Origin of the sequence: Chitinophaga sp. MM2321 (assembly GCF_964033635.1) — a bacterium.
Lineage (GTDB): Bacteria > Bacteroidota > Bacteroidia > Chitinophagales > Chitinophagaceae > Chitinophaga.
Genome location: NZ_OZ035533.1, coordinates 132,715 through 149,418, shown reverse-complemented (window position 1 = coordinate 149,418; position 16,704 = coordinate 132,715). Strand labels below are relative to the sequence as shown.

The window sequence follows — 16,704 nt, the reverse complement described above, 5'->3', positions numbered from 1 at the left end:
ATGAGTTTTTGTTATCAGATCATCTTCGCTGCATTTTAAATTCCAAAATTCGTAAATCAAAAAATTCGTAAATTTTATTGGTTGGTATTCATGATCGTCACCGCCACCATGCCGGCTGTTTCTGTGCGCAGGCGTGTTTTCCCCAATGACACAGGCAGGAAGCCCTGATCCAGTGCCAGTTTTATTTCTTCCGGTGTAAAATCACCTTCGGGGCCAATGAGTATAATGGTATCCTTACCAGCCTGCAGCTGATGCTGCAATTCTTTTTTCTCTTCAGGAATACAGTGAGCAATCAGTTGCTGCGGATCTTTATTGCTTTTCACCACTTTATCAAAAGCCTGCGGCGCCTGCAGATCGGGCAGATAAAACTGCCGCGATTGCAACATGGCAGACACTAATATATTTTGCAGCCGCTCTGCTTTTATTTTCTCTTTCTCTGTTCGCTGGCTCACCAGCGGAATAATAGTTTGAATCCCTATTTCGGTCGCTTTTTCCAGGAACCATTCTATGCGTGAAGCACTTTTTGTAAAGGAGATGGCTATACGAAGTGCCGGTACAGGCGGAGGCACCGTTTCACATTGGGTGATTTTCACCCCGCAACGCTTCCGGTTATCATCTGTAATAACAGCCGTAAACTTATGCCCACGACCATCTGCCAGCAACACACCATCCCCCTTTTCATGGCGGAGTACCTGGATACAATACTTGGAAGTATCCTCATTCATGGTGTATTCAGCAGCATCCGGCTGTATATCAGGCGCGTAAAAAACAGGCAATTCCATGTGCGCAAAGGTAAACCAGGTTAACAGGATTTAAAAAGGATTCTGTAAATCCTGATCCAGTTTTTTTGTTTTGGTATGGAACCGTACAAAGAGTAATGCCGAAGCGACCAGCAACCCTAACAGCAGCGCCCACCATACCCCTTCTACGCCGAAGCCCAGGGTTATGCCCAGGTAATACCCCAGCGGCAAGCCAATCACCCAGTAAGCCACCATCGTGATCAGCGTAGGGACACGCACATCACCCAAACCCCGGAGGATTCCCAACCCTACTACCTGTGTACCGTCAAATAACTGGAAGAAGGCTGCAATCACAAGCAACCCGGAAGCAATATGTACTACCTGCGGATCATTGATATACATCGTTGGCAACAACTGGTTACCAAAGGTAAACAGCAGCGCAGCGCCTCCCATCAGCACCAGCACCATGTGGTAGCTGGCAATCGCCGACAAACGCAACGATTGAAAATCTTTCTTCCCGAAATTATTACCACTCCTGATACCTGCCGCTGCAGAGATCCCGCTGGCCATCATATAGGTCATAGCAGCCAGGCTAAGTGCTATCTGGTGCGCAGCCAGTTCGGCAGCGCCCATCCAGCCTACCATGATGGCAGCGCCACTGAATGCACTCACTTCAAAAATGTATTGCAGGGCTACCGGTGTGCCAATGCCGAGGATCTTTTTTATTGTCGCCGCCTTCAGCCGGGAGAGACTGAAAACACGCAGGTAAGGTTTGAAACGGGGTGCACGCAATACATAAAAAGCCATCGTAATACCCATGATCAGCCTGTCGATAAAAGTAGCGATACCCACACCCACCACACCCATACGCGGAAAACCAAAAAAGCCATACACCAGCGTGATACCAATGACAATGTTGATCACATTACCTATGATACTGATGTTCATCGCCTGCCGTGTAAAGCCCAGCCCTTCGGCAAACTGCTTAAAAGATAAGAACAACATCAGCGGAATAAAAGAGAAGCCCAGGTAGCGTAAAAACGGCCTCGCCTGTTCCGCTACATCCGGCTCCTGTTTCAACAGATTAAGGTGTGTACTTCCTATATAAATAACTGCGGATAACAATATCCCAACAATCATATTAATAACGAGACTATGACTAAGCAGCCGGCCGATAGCATTTTTGTTGCCACGACCATTTTCCTGTGCGATCAACGGAGTAAGACCATAAGAAAACCCGATACCTGTTACCATAAAGATGGTAAACAAACTGTTGCCCAGCGATACAGCCGCCAGCGGTACCTTACCGGTATGACCAATAATAAGACTATCTGACAATCCAACCAGGGTATGCCCCAGTTGTGAAATGACTACGGGGTAGGCTAAACTGAAATTATCCTTGTAAAAATCTTTGTATTTAAAATAAAGCTGTCTCATTAGACCAGGATTAGACCAGGATTTACAAGATTGTAAGGATTGTAAGGATGGATGTTTTGTTTTTATAACGGATGTAATATCTATCCTTATCATCCTGCAAATCCTAATATAAAAAGCCGGCGATCATTTGATGCCGGCTCTTATGCAATTATTAATTATTTATTTGCTAAAATGGTGCATCTTCAAAGCCTTCATCGAAGTTCATATCATTCATCTTGGACCCTTTCTGTATATACAGTTTCGCCTCATCATTACCGCCGCCGCTATGCTGCTGACGGATACCTGCGAAGGGACTGCCACCACCGGGGTTTTCAAGGCTGCCATCATCTTCAAAGCGTTGGAATTCCAATACAGCCCTGAGTTTGATAGTGTCCAGCTGACCGTTACGGTGCTTGGCTATACGAACGTGGGTTTCTCCTTTGTTGGATTCACCCATTTCATTGGTATTGATTTCGTAGTATTCAGGACGATAAAGGAACATTACCATGTCCGCATCCTGCTCAATCGCGCCGGATTCACGGAGATCACTCAACTGCGGCATCTTGTTACCGTCTTTACGTTTTTCCACATCACGGCTCAACTGCGACAGGGCGATAACCGGTACCTGCAATTCCTTTGCGAGCCCTTTCAGATCGCGGGAGATCTTACTGATCTCCTGTTCACGGTTAGTACCGCGTCCATCGCTGCTACCACTCATCAGCTGCAGGTAGTCAATGATGATCACGCCTACGCCGTGGTTGTGTACGAGCCTGCGGCATTTGGCGCGTAGTTCAAAGATGTTGAGCGCCGGTGTATCATCAATGAAGATAGGAGCTTTGGCCAGGCGTTCAATACCATGGGTCATCAGCTTCTTCATTTCATACTCTTCCAGTTTACCACGCGAAATCTTTTCCAGTTTTATCTCCGATTCGGCCGAGAGGATACGTTGTACAATCTGACCGGAGGACATTTCCAAAGAGAAGATTGCCGCGCCTTTCGGGAAGCGGGGATGCAGCGCCGCATTACGCGCCAGGTTCAGGGCAAAAGCGGTCTTACCCACAGACGGACGTGCCGCAATGATGATCAGATCCGTTGATTGCCAGCCATAGGTAACCGCATCCAGCGACGGGAAGCCCGAAGGCACCCCTGTAATATCATCTCCTTTATTACGCAGATCTTCGATCCGCTTCATGGTATTTACCAGGACGCGGTCAATAGAATCATAGTTTTTCCGTAAGTGATTATTCGTGATCTCAAACAGTTTTGACTCTGCGCTGTCGAGCAGGTCAAATACATCGGCGGTATCTTCATACGACTCCGTCAGGATTTCACCGGAAATCCTGATCAGTTCACGCTGAATGAATTTTTGCAGGATGATACGCGCGTGTGCTTCTATATTTGCAGAAGACACAACCGCATTGGTAAGTTTCATGACCGTAAACGGACCACCTATTGCTTCCAGGGAACCCATTGATTTGAGTTCTTCTGTAACGGTGAGAATGTCTACCGGCATTGATTTGGCCGCCAGTCTTGTCATGGCGGAAAATATCAGCTGGTGTGCTTCTACATAAAAACATTCGCCTTTCAATATTTCAATTACAATATCAAAAGCACCTTTCTCCAGCATTACGGCTCCCAAAACAGCTTCTTCCAATTCTTTAGCCTGTGGTGGTATCTTGCCATACACCAAGGATGACACTTCAATGGACGGTTTTCTACGCACATTGCGGTCTTTCTTAAGATTGAGATCCATTTATGGTTAGTGTATTAAAAAATGTTAATAAAAGGTTACTGTCAATGGCCTTTCCAGATATTTTTACAATTATTTGCATGCATTTATTTCCGCATTCTACAACGATTCCTGCTTTAAGAAATTGTAAACTTTTTCGAGCCGTACAAACTAAGGTAAAGGCATTTTTTTAATTAACGCCTTTTATTTGACCATTAAATTTATTAAGCTTCACGCACAGATTATCCACCAGCAAAATGTCAGTTATCCACTGACGCTACTATGGTTATCCACCGAAACAAGAAAAAATTCCTATGCAAAGGTCAGATTATTCACACACATTGTGCAAAAAAAAATTTAAGGCCGTAAAAGCATCCAGTCAGGAAGTAAAAAATCACCTGCTCTTCATCAAAAACCTTCAAACATTGCTCAATTACGTATAGCCGCTCCTGTAAGTCCCTGTTAATCATAGCAAAAAACGCACTCCGATACTATTGATCCGGAGAACCGCACATCGGTAAACCGGCGTTTAAATCCCGGCAAAAAAATGCGTTAACCCGTAATGGTCACCGTATAAAACGAGGCGACGGTTTCCGGGATCATCCCACGATGGTTTCCGCGGAGAGAAACCGGGATGATCCAACGAGGATATCCACAATAATCTCCGTAGAGATATCCACGGAGATAAACCGGTGATAATTCCGCATGAAGACCTCCACGGAGATTAACCGGATTTACCGCCATAACCGGGGTTAAAACCCCGGCTTACCGATGTGCGGTCCTCCGGACCATCTTAGCGAAAAGCCATTCTGCTCCTGGTATCCTGATCCGGAAATACTACTTATAAATGCAGATAAACATTTATTTATCAGATATTAATCGTTGTACCGTTGCCTTCTTTGCGGCTTTGCGTGAAACTTTCTTAACTTTACGCTTCTTTATAAATTGAGCTGACAAATGACGATTTCATACAACTGGCTTTGTGATTATTTACCAGTAAAGCCTACACCGGAGGAACTATCCACTATTTTAACACGTATAGGCCTGGAAGTGGAAAGCCTCGAAAAATTTGAAGCGGTGAAGGGTAGTCTGGCAGGATTGGTGATAGGTGAAGTACTGACCGCAGAACAACACCCCAACGCAGATAAGCTGAGGCTCACAACAGTTAATACCGGCAACGGAGCGCCCCTCCATATTGTATGTGGCGCGCCCAATGTGGCCGTTGGACAAAAAGTAGTGGTAGCCCCTATCGGCGTCACTATCTATCCCATTGGCGGCGAGCCGCTGACCATGAAAAAAGCAAAGATCCGTGGGGAAGAAAGCCAGGGCATGATTTGCGCTGAAGATGAAATCGGGCTGGGCAATAGTCACGACGGCATTATGGTGCTGGACGCGGCTTTACAACCAGGTACCCCTGCCAGCGAAGTATTCCGGCCTGCCCAGGACCATATCTTCGAAATTGGTCTTACCCCCAATCGCATGGACGCTATGAGTCATGTCGGCGTGGCGAAAGATGTTTGCGCTTTCCTTAATAATATAGAACATACCCATAAATACCAGGTAATACTGCCGGAAATAAAGGCGCTGCCCGTTGCAGCTACTCCTTTAGCCATCAGCGTTACTATCGAAAATACAGATGCCTGCCCGCGGTACAGCGGAATCAGCATCACCGGTGTACAGGTAGCCCCTTCGCCGGAATGGCTAAAAACACATCTTGAAGCCATCGGTGTTCGTCCTATTAATAACATCGTGGATATTACCAACTTCATCCTGCACGAAACAGGTCAGCCCCTGCATGCTTTTGATGCAGCGGCGGTAAAAGGGAATGCAGTAGTAGTAAAAAATCTCCCGCAGGGTACTCCTTTTATAACACTGGATGAGAAAGAAAGAAAGCTGGACGAAACAGACCTCATGATCTGCAACGGCGCCGGCGAAGGCATGTGTATTGCCGGTGTATTTGGCGGCATCCATTCCGGTGTAACCGATACCACACAAAATATTTTCCTGGAAAGCGCCTTTTTCAGCGCCGGTGGTATCCGTACCACTTCTTTCCGTCATGGACTGCGTACAGACGCCGCTTCCCGCTTTGAAAAAGGAGTGGATATTTCCAATGTTGTATTTGCACTGCAACGCGCTGCCTCCCTCATCTGTGAGCTGGCCGGCGGTAAAGCAGCTTCGGAGATCATTGATATTTATCCCGTAGTAAAACACAAAACGGAGGTCACCACTACGTATGCCTATATACGTAAACTCAGTGGCAGTAACTATCCTGCTGAAAAAATCAAAAATATTCTGCGCAGCCTCGGCTTCAATATCCTCTCTGAAACAGCGGAAGGACTCCGTGTATCCGTGCCGTATAGCAAGCCGGATATCAGTCTGCCTGCCGATCTCGTAGAGGAAGTGATGCGTATAGATGGCCTGGACAATATAGAAATCCCGTCCCGGGTAACGATCTCTCCCGCTATTTCCGCTCAGCCGGACGGAGAAAAAGTAAAGGAGAAAATCAGCGATTACCTGGCAGGCAACGGTTTTAATGAGATCTTCACCAACTCCATTACCAACAGCAAATACTTTACGCCCGAAGTACTGGAGCATACCGTGAAAATGATGAACAGTCTCACCGTGGAACTGGATATTATGCGTCCTTCCATGCTGGAAACCGGTTTGGAGAGTATTTCCTATAACCTGAACCGTAAAAATGAAGACCTGTTCTTCTTTGAATTTGGTAAAACATACCGGGTAAAAGAGAAAGGCTACGGTGAAACCAATCACTTGGTACTGTATCTCACCGGTAAAAAAACAGCTGAAACCTGGATGCACAAAGCCAGCCCGGTAGATTTCTATTTCCTGAAAGGTTTTGTCAGCAATATCCTGCGCCAGCTGGGCTATAGCAACCTGCAATGGGTGGAAAGTACCGATCCGGGGCTGCAACCAGCCTGGGAAATCAAGGTAAAAAACCAGGTAGTGGTCACCCTTGGCGGCGTAACTACACAGAAACTGAAACAGTTCGATATCCGGCAGCCGGTATGGTATGCCACTTTTAATTGGGATAAAATACTGGGACTCTTGCAAAAAAGTGATAACTTTTACAAGGAAATATCCCGCTTCCCTGCCGTTCGCCGCGATCTGGCACTGGTACTTGACAAGGAGGTTAAATTTGCTGCTGTGGAAGCAGCTGCACGGACCGTAAAGTCGCAGCTGTTGCAGGAAATAAATCTTTTCGATGTGTTTGAGAGCGAGAAACTGGGGGCGAACAAAAAATCCTATGCAGTGAGCTTTACCTTTCTGGATACACAGAAAACACTTACTGACAAGGAGATTGACGGGGTAATGGACAAATTGGTTAAAACATTTGAAACGCAGTTACAAGCGGAAATAAGAAGATAAAGAAAGATGGTTTTAGAGCAGTACATTCAACGCGTGGAAGAAAGATTGCAGTTGCTGGTGAAAAAGCTCCAGTTGCTGCAAACGGAGAATGTATCGCTGAAGGAGGAAGTTAAAATACAACAGCAGGAGCTGCAAAAGCAGCAACTGGCAATACAGGGACTGGAGGATAGGCTGCAATTGAGAAAAATTGCAGACACCGCCCAGGGTACCACTTTAGCAGAAGAAGATGTAGCCTTTAAAAGGGAAATCCGCGGTAAAATCAATGATTATATCAAAGAAATTGACCGCTGCATTGCCTTATTAAATGGCTGATATTAAAATAATTACAAATGACAGATCACAGTATTTTTTGTGCTGTACTGTCTTTCGCAATTTCTAAAAGATCATGGATCAACTCATTCCTATCAATATTATCGTTGCAGACCGCTCTTACCGGATCAAGATAAAACCGGAAGAAGAAGAAGAGCTACGCCGTATTATGAAAGAAGTGAATGAGAAGATCATTGATTTTAAGACTTCTTATGCTGGTAAAGACCTGCAAGACTATATTGCCATGGCCCTCATCATGTATGCAACTCACCCCGTTACCAGCGGAGGTAAAGCACAAGCTATTACGGCGCCCTTCCTCCAGGAGAAACTGGAAAAGCTGGAAGAAATCATCAACCAGGCATTGGGTTAATCACGTTACCCCTTGCTAAACAATGACTTAGCTAATTGGCTATTTATCATGTATTAAACACGCTTTACTGCTATTTTTTTGTATTTTCGCGGGTCAGTTCTCGCCCCTGTTGCGTTTTAGCAGCAAAAGGGGTAGGAGGATGCAACATAAATCAAGTATAAATAATTCATATGGATGTTACACTTTATACGACAATAGCTGCTGTAGTGGCATTGATCTTAGGGATAGTGCTAGGTAAGGTGATATTTGCCAAAAATACACAGCAAAAAATCGAAGACGCTGAGCAACAGGCTAAAAAGATCATAGCCGATGGCCAGATCAGCGCCGAAAACCTGAAAAAAGACAGGTTACTTGAAGCCAAAGAGAAATTCCTGCAATTAAAAAGCGAGCACGAGAAAGAAGTATTGCAGCGTACACAGAAACTGGTTGAATCAGAAAACCGGATCAAACAGAAGGAACAGGGACTCAATCAGAAAAACGATCAGCTTCAGAAGCAATTAAATGAAAATGATGCGATCAAGGAAACGCTGAACCGACAAATGGAACTGGTAACCATTAAGCGTACCGAACTCGAAAAACACCAGGAAGAGCATATCCGCCGCCTCGAAAAAGTAGCTGGTCTGACAGCAGAAGAAGCCAAACACCAACTGGTAGAAAGCCTGAAAGAAGAAGCCCGCTCACAGGCACTCTCGCACATCCAGGAAATCATCGAAGACGCCAAGTTAAAGGCCAACAAGGAAGCGAAAAAAATCATCATACAATCTATTCAGCGTACCGCTGCCGAGCAAACCATCGAGAACACCATCACCGTATTTACGCTGGAAAGCGATGAAATAAAAGGTCAGATCATTGGTAGGGAAGGACGTAATATCCGTGCCATCGAAGCCGCTACCGGTGTAGATCTGATCGTAGATGACACCCCTGAAGCCATCGTATTATCTTCCTTCGACCCGTTGCGCCGCGAAATTGCCCGTTTGTCACTCCAACGCCTGGTACAGGATGGACGTATCCACCCTGCACGTATTGAGGAAGTGGTAGAAAAAACCAAGAAACAACTGGAAGAACAGGTAATGGACATCGGTGAAAGAACCGTGATCGAACTTGGAATCCATGGCCTCCATAAAGAACTGGTACGTTTGGTAGGTAAGATGCGTTTCCGCTCCTCCTACGGACAAAACCTGCTCATGCACTCCAAAGAAACCGCTAACCTTTGCGCGGTAATGGCTGCTGAGCTGGGACTGAATCCCAAACTGGCCAAACGCGCAGGCTTACTGCATGATATTGGTAAAGTCCCGGATGAAGAAACTGAACTGAGCCACGCCCTCCTCGGTGCTAAACTGGCTGAGAAATATGGTGAGCATGCCGCAGTTGTAAATGCTATCGGCGCCCACCACGATGAAATGGAAATGCAGTATGTTATTTCCCCCATCGTTCAGGCCTGTGATGCCATCAGCGGCGCCCGTCCAGGTGCCCGCCGTGAAATCATGCAAAGCTACCTGCAACGTATCAAGGATCTGGAAAACCTCGCCCTCGCCCACGACGGTGTGGAAAAAGCGTACGCTATCCAGGCTGGCAGGGAATTACGTATCATCGTAGAAAGCGATAAAGTATCAGATAATGATGCCGACCGCCTGTCTTTCGAGATTGCCAACAAGATCCAGACTGAAATGCAATACCCCGGACAGATCAAAGTAACGGTGATCCGTGAAAAGAGAGCCGTAAATATTGCCCGGTAATTTTCGATTTTGTTATTCCGTTATTTAAAAATTTAGAAATTGTAGCTTATATTGGAAGTCCTCCGGTGATACCGGGGGACTTTTTTATTTTTCCGGTACAGCTCTTCATATCAGATCTTTTAAATAAAAAATCTAAAATCTGTAAATAAACAAGGAACATGAATAAATCCATTTTAAAAATCGCCCTTTGCGCAGCCCTTATGTTGGGCGCCAGTGGTGCTTATGCACAAAAAGCCAAATCATTGTTTAACGGAAAGAATCTCGACGGCTGGAAAATATACGGTACAGAGAAATGGTACGTGGATAAAGGTGAATTGATTTGCGAAAGCGGTCCAGATAAGGAATACGGCTATCTCGGCACCGACAAGGAATTCAAAAATTTTGAGCTTACCGTACAGTTCAAACAGGAAGCCAACGGCAACAGCGGTGTATTCTTCCACTCTTCACTGGATGGTACCAAGATCGCAGGCTGGCAGGCAGAAGTAGCGCCTCCGGGCATGCACACCGGCGGTATCTACGAGTCTTATGGCCGCGGATGGCTGATACAGCCTGACAAGGAAAAAGAACAATACCTGAAAATGGGCGAATGGAATACCATGAAAGTGCGTGTATCCGGCGACGTTGTTACCACCTGGCTGAATGGTCATGAAATGATCACCCTGAAAGATGATAAAATAGGCGCTGCCAGCGGACAGATAGCCTTGCAGATTCACTCTGGCGGTGGTATCAAAGTAAGATGGAAGAACATTAAGATCGTAGAGTTAAAATCATAAAGATCTATACAGATAAAGTAATACTTATTACAGGCGCCAGCTCCGGGATAGGCCGGGAGCTGGCGCTTTTGCTGGCAAAAGAAAAAGCGCGGCTGATCCTCGCTGCCCGCAACCGGGAAACGCTGGAAGCCGTACGCAGCGCCTGTCTTGCACATACACCTCATTGCGAAGTGCTGGTGATGGATGTTACCAATGAAACCCAGGTAAATGAAGGCGCCCAACAAGCCATCCGTTTTTTTGGTAAAATAGATGTGCTGGTAAATAATGCCGGTGTTACACAACGGTCCAAACTTATAGATACGCCGGTAAGTGCTGTAAGGCAACTGATGGAAGTCAATTTCTTTGGTCCGGTGATGCTCACCAAAGCATTGCTGCCGCATTTCCGGGAGCAGCAGTCGGGCCAGATCATTGTGATCAGCAGCATGGCCGGTTTAATGGGCTATCCCTGGCGCTCCGGTTACAATGCCGCCAAACATGCACTGCAAGGATACTTTGAGACACTGCAAACAGAACAACCTATCCCCCGCTTATATACCACGCTGATTTGTCCGGGCCGTATTCACACGCCCATCACCTATGCCGCCATCACTGCCAGCGGCGAGCCATACGGTAAAATGGACCCCGGCCAGGCAAAAGGTATTCCCGTAGCCGTATGCGCCCAACGCATCCTAAAGGCCATGCATACACGTAAAAAACTGGTACTGATTGCGAGGGAAGAAAGGATACTTCTCTGGTTTAAAAGATTTTTTCCGGTCCTGTTTTACCTGATTGCACGCAAAGGGAATTAATTTGCAGCAAATTCAACGATGTATGAACCTGTTACTGCAACAAATAACTGCGGCTACTGATTACCTGCAATCCCTTTCTTTCGGGCAACCGCGTGTAGGCGTAGTGCTGGGCACCGGTTTAGGTGAGCTGGTAAATCATATCAGAATAGCCCATAGTATTCCTTATCAGCAAATACCACATTTCCCTGAATCTACAGTAGAGTCACATAAAGGGCATCTTATTTTCGGATATATCGGGGATACCCCCATAGTGGCCATGCAGGGACGCTTTCATTATTATGAAGGGTATACCATGCAACAAATTACATTTCCGGTGCGGGTGATGAAGGCATTAGGCGTTCAACAACTGCTGCTCAGTAATGCTGCCGGCGGAATGAATCCTGCTTATAAAAAAGGGGATCTTATTTTATTGAACGACCATATTAATATGCAACCGGAAAACCCGCTGCGCGGCCTTAATTCGCCCGCATTCGGGCCCCGTTTCCCTGATATGAGCTGTCCCTATGATCCGCAGCTGGGCACAAAACTACAGGCCGTAGCTGCCGCCCAGGGTGGCGCATTGCAATCCGGTGTATACGTATCCGTTATGGGGCCCAACCTGGAAACCAGGGCAGAATACCGTTTCCTCCGTATGATCGGCGCCGACCTCGTAGGCATGAGTACCGTGCCGGAAGTGATTGTGGCTAACCAGCTGCAACTACCGTGTGCAGCGGTTTCTGTTGTTACAGATGAATGCGATCCCGATAACCTGCACCCCGTTTCTATCGAAGAAATTATTGCCGTAGCCGGAATGGCAGATAAAAAACTGAGCAGTATTTTTGCCGGCGTCATCGCAGGATTATAAAAAACGAGGGGCCGGCAAGATGCCGGCCCCTCGTTTTTTATAACTTTTATTATTGCTTGTTATCATCTTCTTCTTTATCCTCATCTTCTTTATCTTCTTCATCCTCATCATCATCTTCCTCGTCATCTTCCTCGTCATCATCATCATCATCGTTATCACCGTCATCATCGTCTTCCTCCTCCTCCGTTTCTTCGTCTGTAATTTCTTCATCCGTTGCCGGTTCGTCTGTACCGGTGGCGGGAGATTCCTCTTCATTTGCAGCGGCCAGGAATTCATCGAACGGGATGATTTCATCATCGGGTTCCGCGTTTTCATCCTCTGCAGCGGTAGCTCCTTCTTCGTCTTCCATCAGGCCGTAATCGGATCTTTCAATGGTATCCAGTTCGTGATCGGGGTCCAGTAGCTCGCCTTCTTCGGATACCATCATGGCATGTAAGGTATCGGCATCGGGGGTATGTGTATTGTTTTCACCGCGACCAATGGTAGCGGTTTCATCGTTGATAAGGGTAGGCTGCACCATTTCCTCGTCGAAAAGCTCTTTGAGTTTTGGCAGATCTGCCGGGGAGTTGATACCAAAATAATCCATAAACCCGCGGGAAACAGTGTACAGCAAAGGCTTTCCGGGTAGTTCCTCACTACGGCCGGAAATAATGATCAGTTCCTTTTCCAGTAATTTCTGAATAGAATAATCGGTACTCACACCACGGATATATTCAATTTCCCCCTTGGAAATAGGTTGCCGGTAAGCGATGATCGCCAGTGTTTCCAGTGCTGCGGTAGATAACCTTTTCAGGAATTTATCGCCGTTCAACTGGGCAACGGTCTGGTAATATTCTTTTTTGGTCATGAACTGATAGCCGCCGCCGCTGCTCCGTACTTCAAAAGCATAAAATTCGGAGTTGTATTTTTCCCGGATGGCTTCCATCGCTGCCTCAACCTGGTCCAGCGTGGCGCGGTCTTCCAGGAAGGCCAGTGCATTATTCAGCAAATCCAATATTTCCAGCATTGGTAGTGGCCTGTCGGCTGCAAAAATAAGTGCTTCCACATGCGGGATAAGCTGTGATATTTCCATATGTTAAGCGGAGTATGGATTTACAAAAAAGGTCAAAGACCGAAAATACAGCCTTTGACCCTAATCTGAAAATATAAATATTCCCTGTTGACGTAGTGTGAATAAATTTCTTGGTCCTGCTTAACCCGCCAGTGCAGCTGCACCACTCACGATTTCTGTCAGCTCCGTTGTAATGGCGGCCTGACGTGCACGGTTGTAAGAGATCTTCAGGGAACGCAGCATTTCGCTGGCGTTTTCTGTAGCCTTATCCATAGCAGTCATACGGGCGCCATGCTCGGAAGCATGCGAATCCAGGATGGCTTTGAAGAATTGTGTATTCAGGATCTTAGGCATCAGTTCAGCTACCAGTACCTCTTTTTCCGGTTCGAAGATGAAGTCAGCTTTCATTTTGCTGCTATCCTGGTTTTCCACTTTGGAAATAGGCAGGAACTGCTCTGATACAAAAATCTGGGTAGCAGCGTTTTTGAATTCGCTGTAAATAATTTCCACCGCATCATAAGTACCATCAATGAACCCGTTCATCGCTACGGAAGCAGCTTCTTTTACGTGTTCAAAGCTCAGACTGGTAAAGATCTGCCAGAATTTATCGTTTACCTTATACCCATTCTGTAAAAAGTGGTCATAGCCTTTTTTACCGATAGGCATAATTTCTACTTTGCCCTGCTCAAATTGTTCTGCATACTTTTCGCGGATAACACGTTTAGCTGCTTTGATCAGGTTGGAGTTGAAGGCGCCGCACAAGCCCCTGTCTGAAGTAACGACTACGATCAGCACTTTTTCAACTGCACGTTGCGCTGCCAGCGGCGTGTCAATATTGCCTTCGCTGTTGGAAACAATATTCTGCAACATTTCCTGGAGTTTCAAGGCGTACGGGCGCATCAGCAAGATAGCATCCTGTGCACGTCTTAATTTAGCAGCACTTACCATTTTCATGGCTTTTGTGATCTGCTGACCAGATTGAATAGATTTGATTCGGTTTCGAACTTCTTTAAGCTGCCCGGACATATATTTTAATCGATTACGAATTACAAATTATGAATTACGACCATTCATCCAAAGGCATACACCCCTGAATTTGGCTGCAAAGGTAAGCAATGACAGTATAATTAGAAAGCCCTGTAGGAAGATAATTAAATCTTTCTCTATCTAAATACAAATCATTTGTTTATAAATCATAATATTTATAATGTAATTGTAGTTCCCAGCACCTGTAAAAATGCAGCAATCCACTGCGGATGGGCAGGCCATGCCGGAGCTGTCACCAGTTTACCATCTACTACCGCTTCATATACATTAACAGATACGAACGTACCACCCGAAGCCGTTACCTCCGGCGCCACAGCCGGATAAGCTGTCAGCTTTTTACCACGCACCACATCAGCAGCCGTTAAAATCTGTATACCATGACAAACAGCTGCCACCGGCTTATCTGCTATAAAGAAGTGTTTTACCAGCTCCAGTACATTTTTATTCAGCCGCAGGTACTCCGGCGCACGGCCACCGGCTATCACCAGGGCGTCATAATCCCCAGCAACAATATCTGCGAAAGTAGCGTTGAGCACAAAACCATGACCGGGCTTTTCACTGTAAGTCTGATCACCCTCAAAATCATGGATCGCTGTTTTTATTTTTTCACCGGCTGCTTTATCAGGACACACCGCATGTACTTCATGACCAACCATTTGCAGCATCTGAAAAGGGACCATTGTTTCATAGTCCTCGGCGTAATCGCCGGTCAGTAATAAGATCTTCTTCTGTGCCATAAATCTGATATTTTTTAGCTTATGAAGATACGACACCAGGATTAAAAGATTAAAAGATTTACCGGATGGGTGTTTTGTTGTTTAAAAATTAAAAACAACAAAACACCCATCCGGTAAATCTTTTAATCTTTTAATCCTGGTCAATAGCCTGGGTTCTGCGGAAACGGATTCGAAGACCTGTCTATCTGTTCCTGCGGAATAGGCCGCAGCATATGTCTGGGCTGAATATTAGCCGCAGCTTCCGGGTTGTGTTGCTGTACTCTTTCCAGCAGCTTACCGGTCCGTTTCAGATCAAACCAGGCAAATTGTTCGCCTATCAGTTCGCGGCCTCTTTCATCCAGGATAAAGTCGATATTCATAGCAGCGGCACTTACTTTCATAGCCTCCTGGTTAGCGAGTGTTTCGGTAGGCGTAGCACCGGGGCGGGCAGCTCTCATACGTACCACATTTACCAGGTCGGCGGCGCCTTGTTTGTCGCCTTGCATCATCAGTGCTTCCGCTTCTATCAGGTAGGTTTCCGCCAGCCGGAAGGCAATAAATGGTCTTACGCCGGAAGCCTGATTATCCGGACGCAAAGCATCCTGGAATTTATTCAATGAAGGATATAACTTCTCCGTATAGTTACGGGGTGGTACCAGCAGGTATTTTTTGCTGGCGATCTCCTGGTCAGTTACATCTTTACCGGGAAGATAAATAGCCGTATCCCCCGTTTTTAAGGTAGCCGTAGGTGCATTGGTATACCAAACAGTGGTGAAGAACTTTTCATAACGCACATCGTATGTCCTGTCTTTATACAGGGTATCTATCAGGAATTTTGTAGGTCTGAAACGCTTCCAGGGCGTACCATTGGGTAAGTCGCGTTTCATACCGGTCAATACATCATACTGCATCAGGAAAAAGCGGCAGGCATTATTATCGGGATAACCATACAGGGGATCAGTGGTAAACTGCACCGCCCAGATTGTTTCGGCATTATTTTCTTTTCCCTGTGCCCATACTTGTCCGGGATCAGGCAATAGTTGAAAACCATAATTCTTGATGACCATGTCGGCATACTTCGCAGCATTGCTATAGTCTGTAGGCTGCGCCTGCGGAGAGGATGCGCGGGTTAAGTATACACGGGCCAGCAGGTGTTCGGCTGCTGCTTTGGTGGCGCGGCCCCATTCAGCCTGGTTATCCGGCAGGCTTTGTTCGGCTGTCAGCAGATCCTGAATAACAGCCTCGTAAACGAGACTGGCAGAATCACGATGTGCTTCCGTAACGATCGCGGTGTTTTCGTGTAGTCGTAAGGGTATGTCACCAAATAATTCCATCAGCACAAAATGATAATGAGCGCGGCAAAACAGGGCTTCCGCTACTCCCCTCTTCTTCGTGTCTTCATCCAGATCGGGGATCTTGTCTGCCCGGTCTACCACCACATTACAGGTGTTGATCGTTTGATAGAAACTATTCCACACTTCCCTGAGATGGGAGTAGCGGGCATCCAGCTGGGAAGTATATTGATTGGCAAATTTAAAATCACCATCCGAGCCATTCGTATAGGTATCGGAACCTGGTACGGTCAGCGTCATCCCGCGTTCGGAGCTGTAAAAATTCCGCATGGATACATACGATCCGGTGACGGCTGTTTGAAAACCACTTTTAGTATTATAGAAAGCATCAGTCACATTAGTTACCACTTCTTCTTTCAACATCTTGTTACAGGAAGTGGCAGTCAAACCGAGCAGCGTTATTCCCAACACTATATTTTTCATACGTTTACTTTTAAAGATTTAAA

Annotated in this window: 14 protein-coding genes; 7 read left to right on the top strand and 7 right to left on the bottom strand. The window is 46.2% G+C overall.

The features are described 5' to 3' along the window. Positions 1–74 precede the first annotated feature (74 nt). The 3 genes from ABQ275_RS00580 to dnaB form a co-directional block, all read right to left on the bottom strand. Positions 75–782 carry a 16S rRNA (uracil(1498)-N(3))-methyltransferase gene (locus ABQ275_RS00580; protein WP_349316315.1) on the bottom strand — a complete coding sequence of 236 codons (708 nt, stop codon included), beginning with the start codon at positions 780–782 and terminating at the stop codon, positions 75–77. A 30-nt stretch (positions 783–812) separates the two neighbouring features. Beyond that, positions 813–2,177 carry an MATE family efflux transporter gene (locus tag ABQ275_RS00575; RefSeq protein WP_349316314.1) on the bottom strand — a complete coding sequence of 455 codons (1,365 nt, stop codon included), beginning with the start codon at positions 2,175–2,177 and terminating at the stop codon, positions 813–815. Between the two features lie 166 nt (positions 2,178–2,343). After that, positions 2,344–3,909: a replicative DNA helicase gene (gene dnaB, locus ABQ275_RS00570; protein WP_349316313.1), complete on the bottom strand. Its 1,566-nt coding sequence runs from the start codon at positions 3,907–3,909 to the stop codon at positions 2,344–2,346. Between the two features lie 933 nt (positions 3,910–4,842). Between dnaB and pheT the strand changes: the two genes are divergently transcribed. The 7 genes from pheT to ABQ275_RS00535 all read left to right on the top strand — a co-directional run bounded on the left by pheT (position 4,843) and on the right by ABQ275_RS00535 (position 12,092). Next, on the top strand, positions 4,843–7,272 hold the full coding sequence (gene pheT / locus ABQ275_RS00565; RefSeq protein WP_349316312.1) for a phenylalanine--tRNA ligase subunit beta: 2,430 nt from the start codon (positions 4,843–4,845) through the stop codon (positions 7,270–7,272). Positions 7,273–7,278: 6 nt separating this feature from the next. Continuing rightward, the gene (locus ABQ275_RS00560; protein ID WP_349316311.1) at positions 7,279–7,584 is read left to right on the top strand and encodes a hypothetical protein; all 306 of its coding nucleotides are present in this window, start codon (positions 7,279–7,281) and stop codon (positions 7,582–7,584) included. Between the two features lie 73 nt (positions 7,585–7,657). Continuing rightward, a complete protein-coding gene (locus tag ABQ275_RS00555; protein ID WP_349316310.1) occupies positions 7,658–7,951 on the top strand; it encodes a cell division protein ZapA in 294 nt (97 codons plus the stop codon). Between the two features lie 170 nt (positions 7,952–8,121). After that, positions 8,122–9,687 (top strand): ribonuclease Y, encoded by a 1,566-nt coding sequence (gene rny, locus ABQ275_RS00550; RefSeq protein WP_349316309.1) that lies wholly within the window; start codon positions 8,122–8,124, stop codon positions 9,685–9,687. A gap of 158 nt (positions 9,688–9,845) precedes the next feature. Continuing rightward, positions 9,846–10,460, top strand: a complete 615-nt coding sequence (locus tag ABQ275_RS00545; protein ID WP_349316308.1) for a DUF1080 domain-containing protein — start codon at positions 9,846–9,848, stop codon at positions 10,458–10,460. Next, the gene (locus ABQ275_RS00540; protein ID WP_349318810.1) at positions 10,454–11,248 is read left to right on the top strand and encodes an SDR family oxidoreductase; all 795 of its coding nucleotides are present in this window, start codon (positions 10,454–10,456) and stop codon (positions 11,246–11,248) included. The genes ABQ275_RS00545 and ABQ275_RS00540 overlap by 7 nt, the downstream gene beginning before the upstream one ends. Before the next feature lie 22 nt (positions 11,249–11,270). Beyond that, positions 11,271–12,092 (top strand): purine-nucleoside phosphorylase, encoded by an 822-nt coding sequence (locus ABQ275_RS00535; RefSeq protein WP_349316307.1) that lies wholly within the window; start codon positions 11,271–11,273, stop codon positions 12,090–12,092. A 49-nt stretch (positions 12,093–12,141) separates the two neighbouring features. Here ABQ275_RS00535 and scpB read toward each other — a convergent pair whose 3' ends face one another. The 4 genes from scpB to ABQ275_RS00515 all read right to left on the bottom strand — a co-directional run bounded on the left by scpB (position 12,142) and on the right by ABQ275_RS00515 (position 16,681). Beyond that, the gene (scpB, locus tag ABQ275_RS00530; protein WP_349316306.1) at positions 12,142–13,164 is read right to left on the bottom strand and encodes an SMC-Scp complex subunit ScpB; all 1,023 of its coding nucleotides are present in this window, start codon (positions 13,162–13,164) and stop codon (positions 12,142–12,144) included. Between the two features lie 120 nt (positions 13,165–13,284). After that, positions 13,285–14,169 (bottom strand): ATP synthase F1 subunit gamma, encoded by an 885-nt coding sequence (gene atpG / locus ABQ275_RS00525; protein WP_349316305.1) that lies wholly within the window; start codon positions 14,167–14,169, stop codon positions 13,285–13,287. 176 nt (positions 14,170–14,345) lie between these two features. Beyond that, a complete protein-coding gene (locus ABQ275_RS00520) occupies positions 14,346–14,927 on the bottom strand; it encodes a DJ-1/PfpI family protein (RefSeq protein WP_349316304.1) in 582 nt (193 codons plus the stop codon). A 140-nt stretch (positions 14,928–15,067) separates the two neighbouring features. Continuing rightward, positions 15,068–16,681 (bottom strand): RagB/SusD family nutrient uptake outer membrane protein, encoded by a 1,614-nt coding sequence (locus tag ABQ275_RS00515; protein ID WP_349316303.1) that lies wholly within the window; start codon positions 16,679–16,681, stop codon positions 15,068–15,070. Between the last annotated feature and the right edge of the window lie 23 nt (positions 16,682–16,704).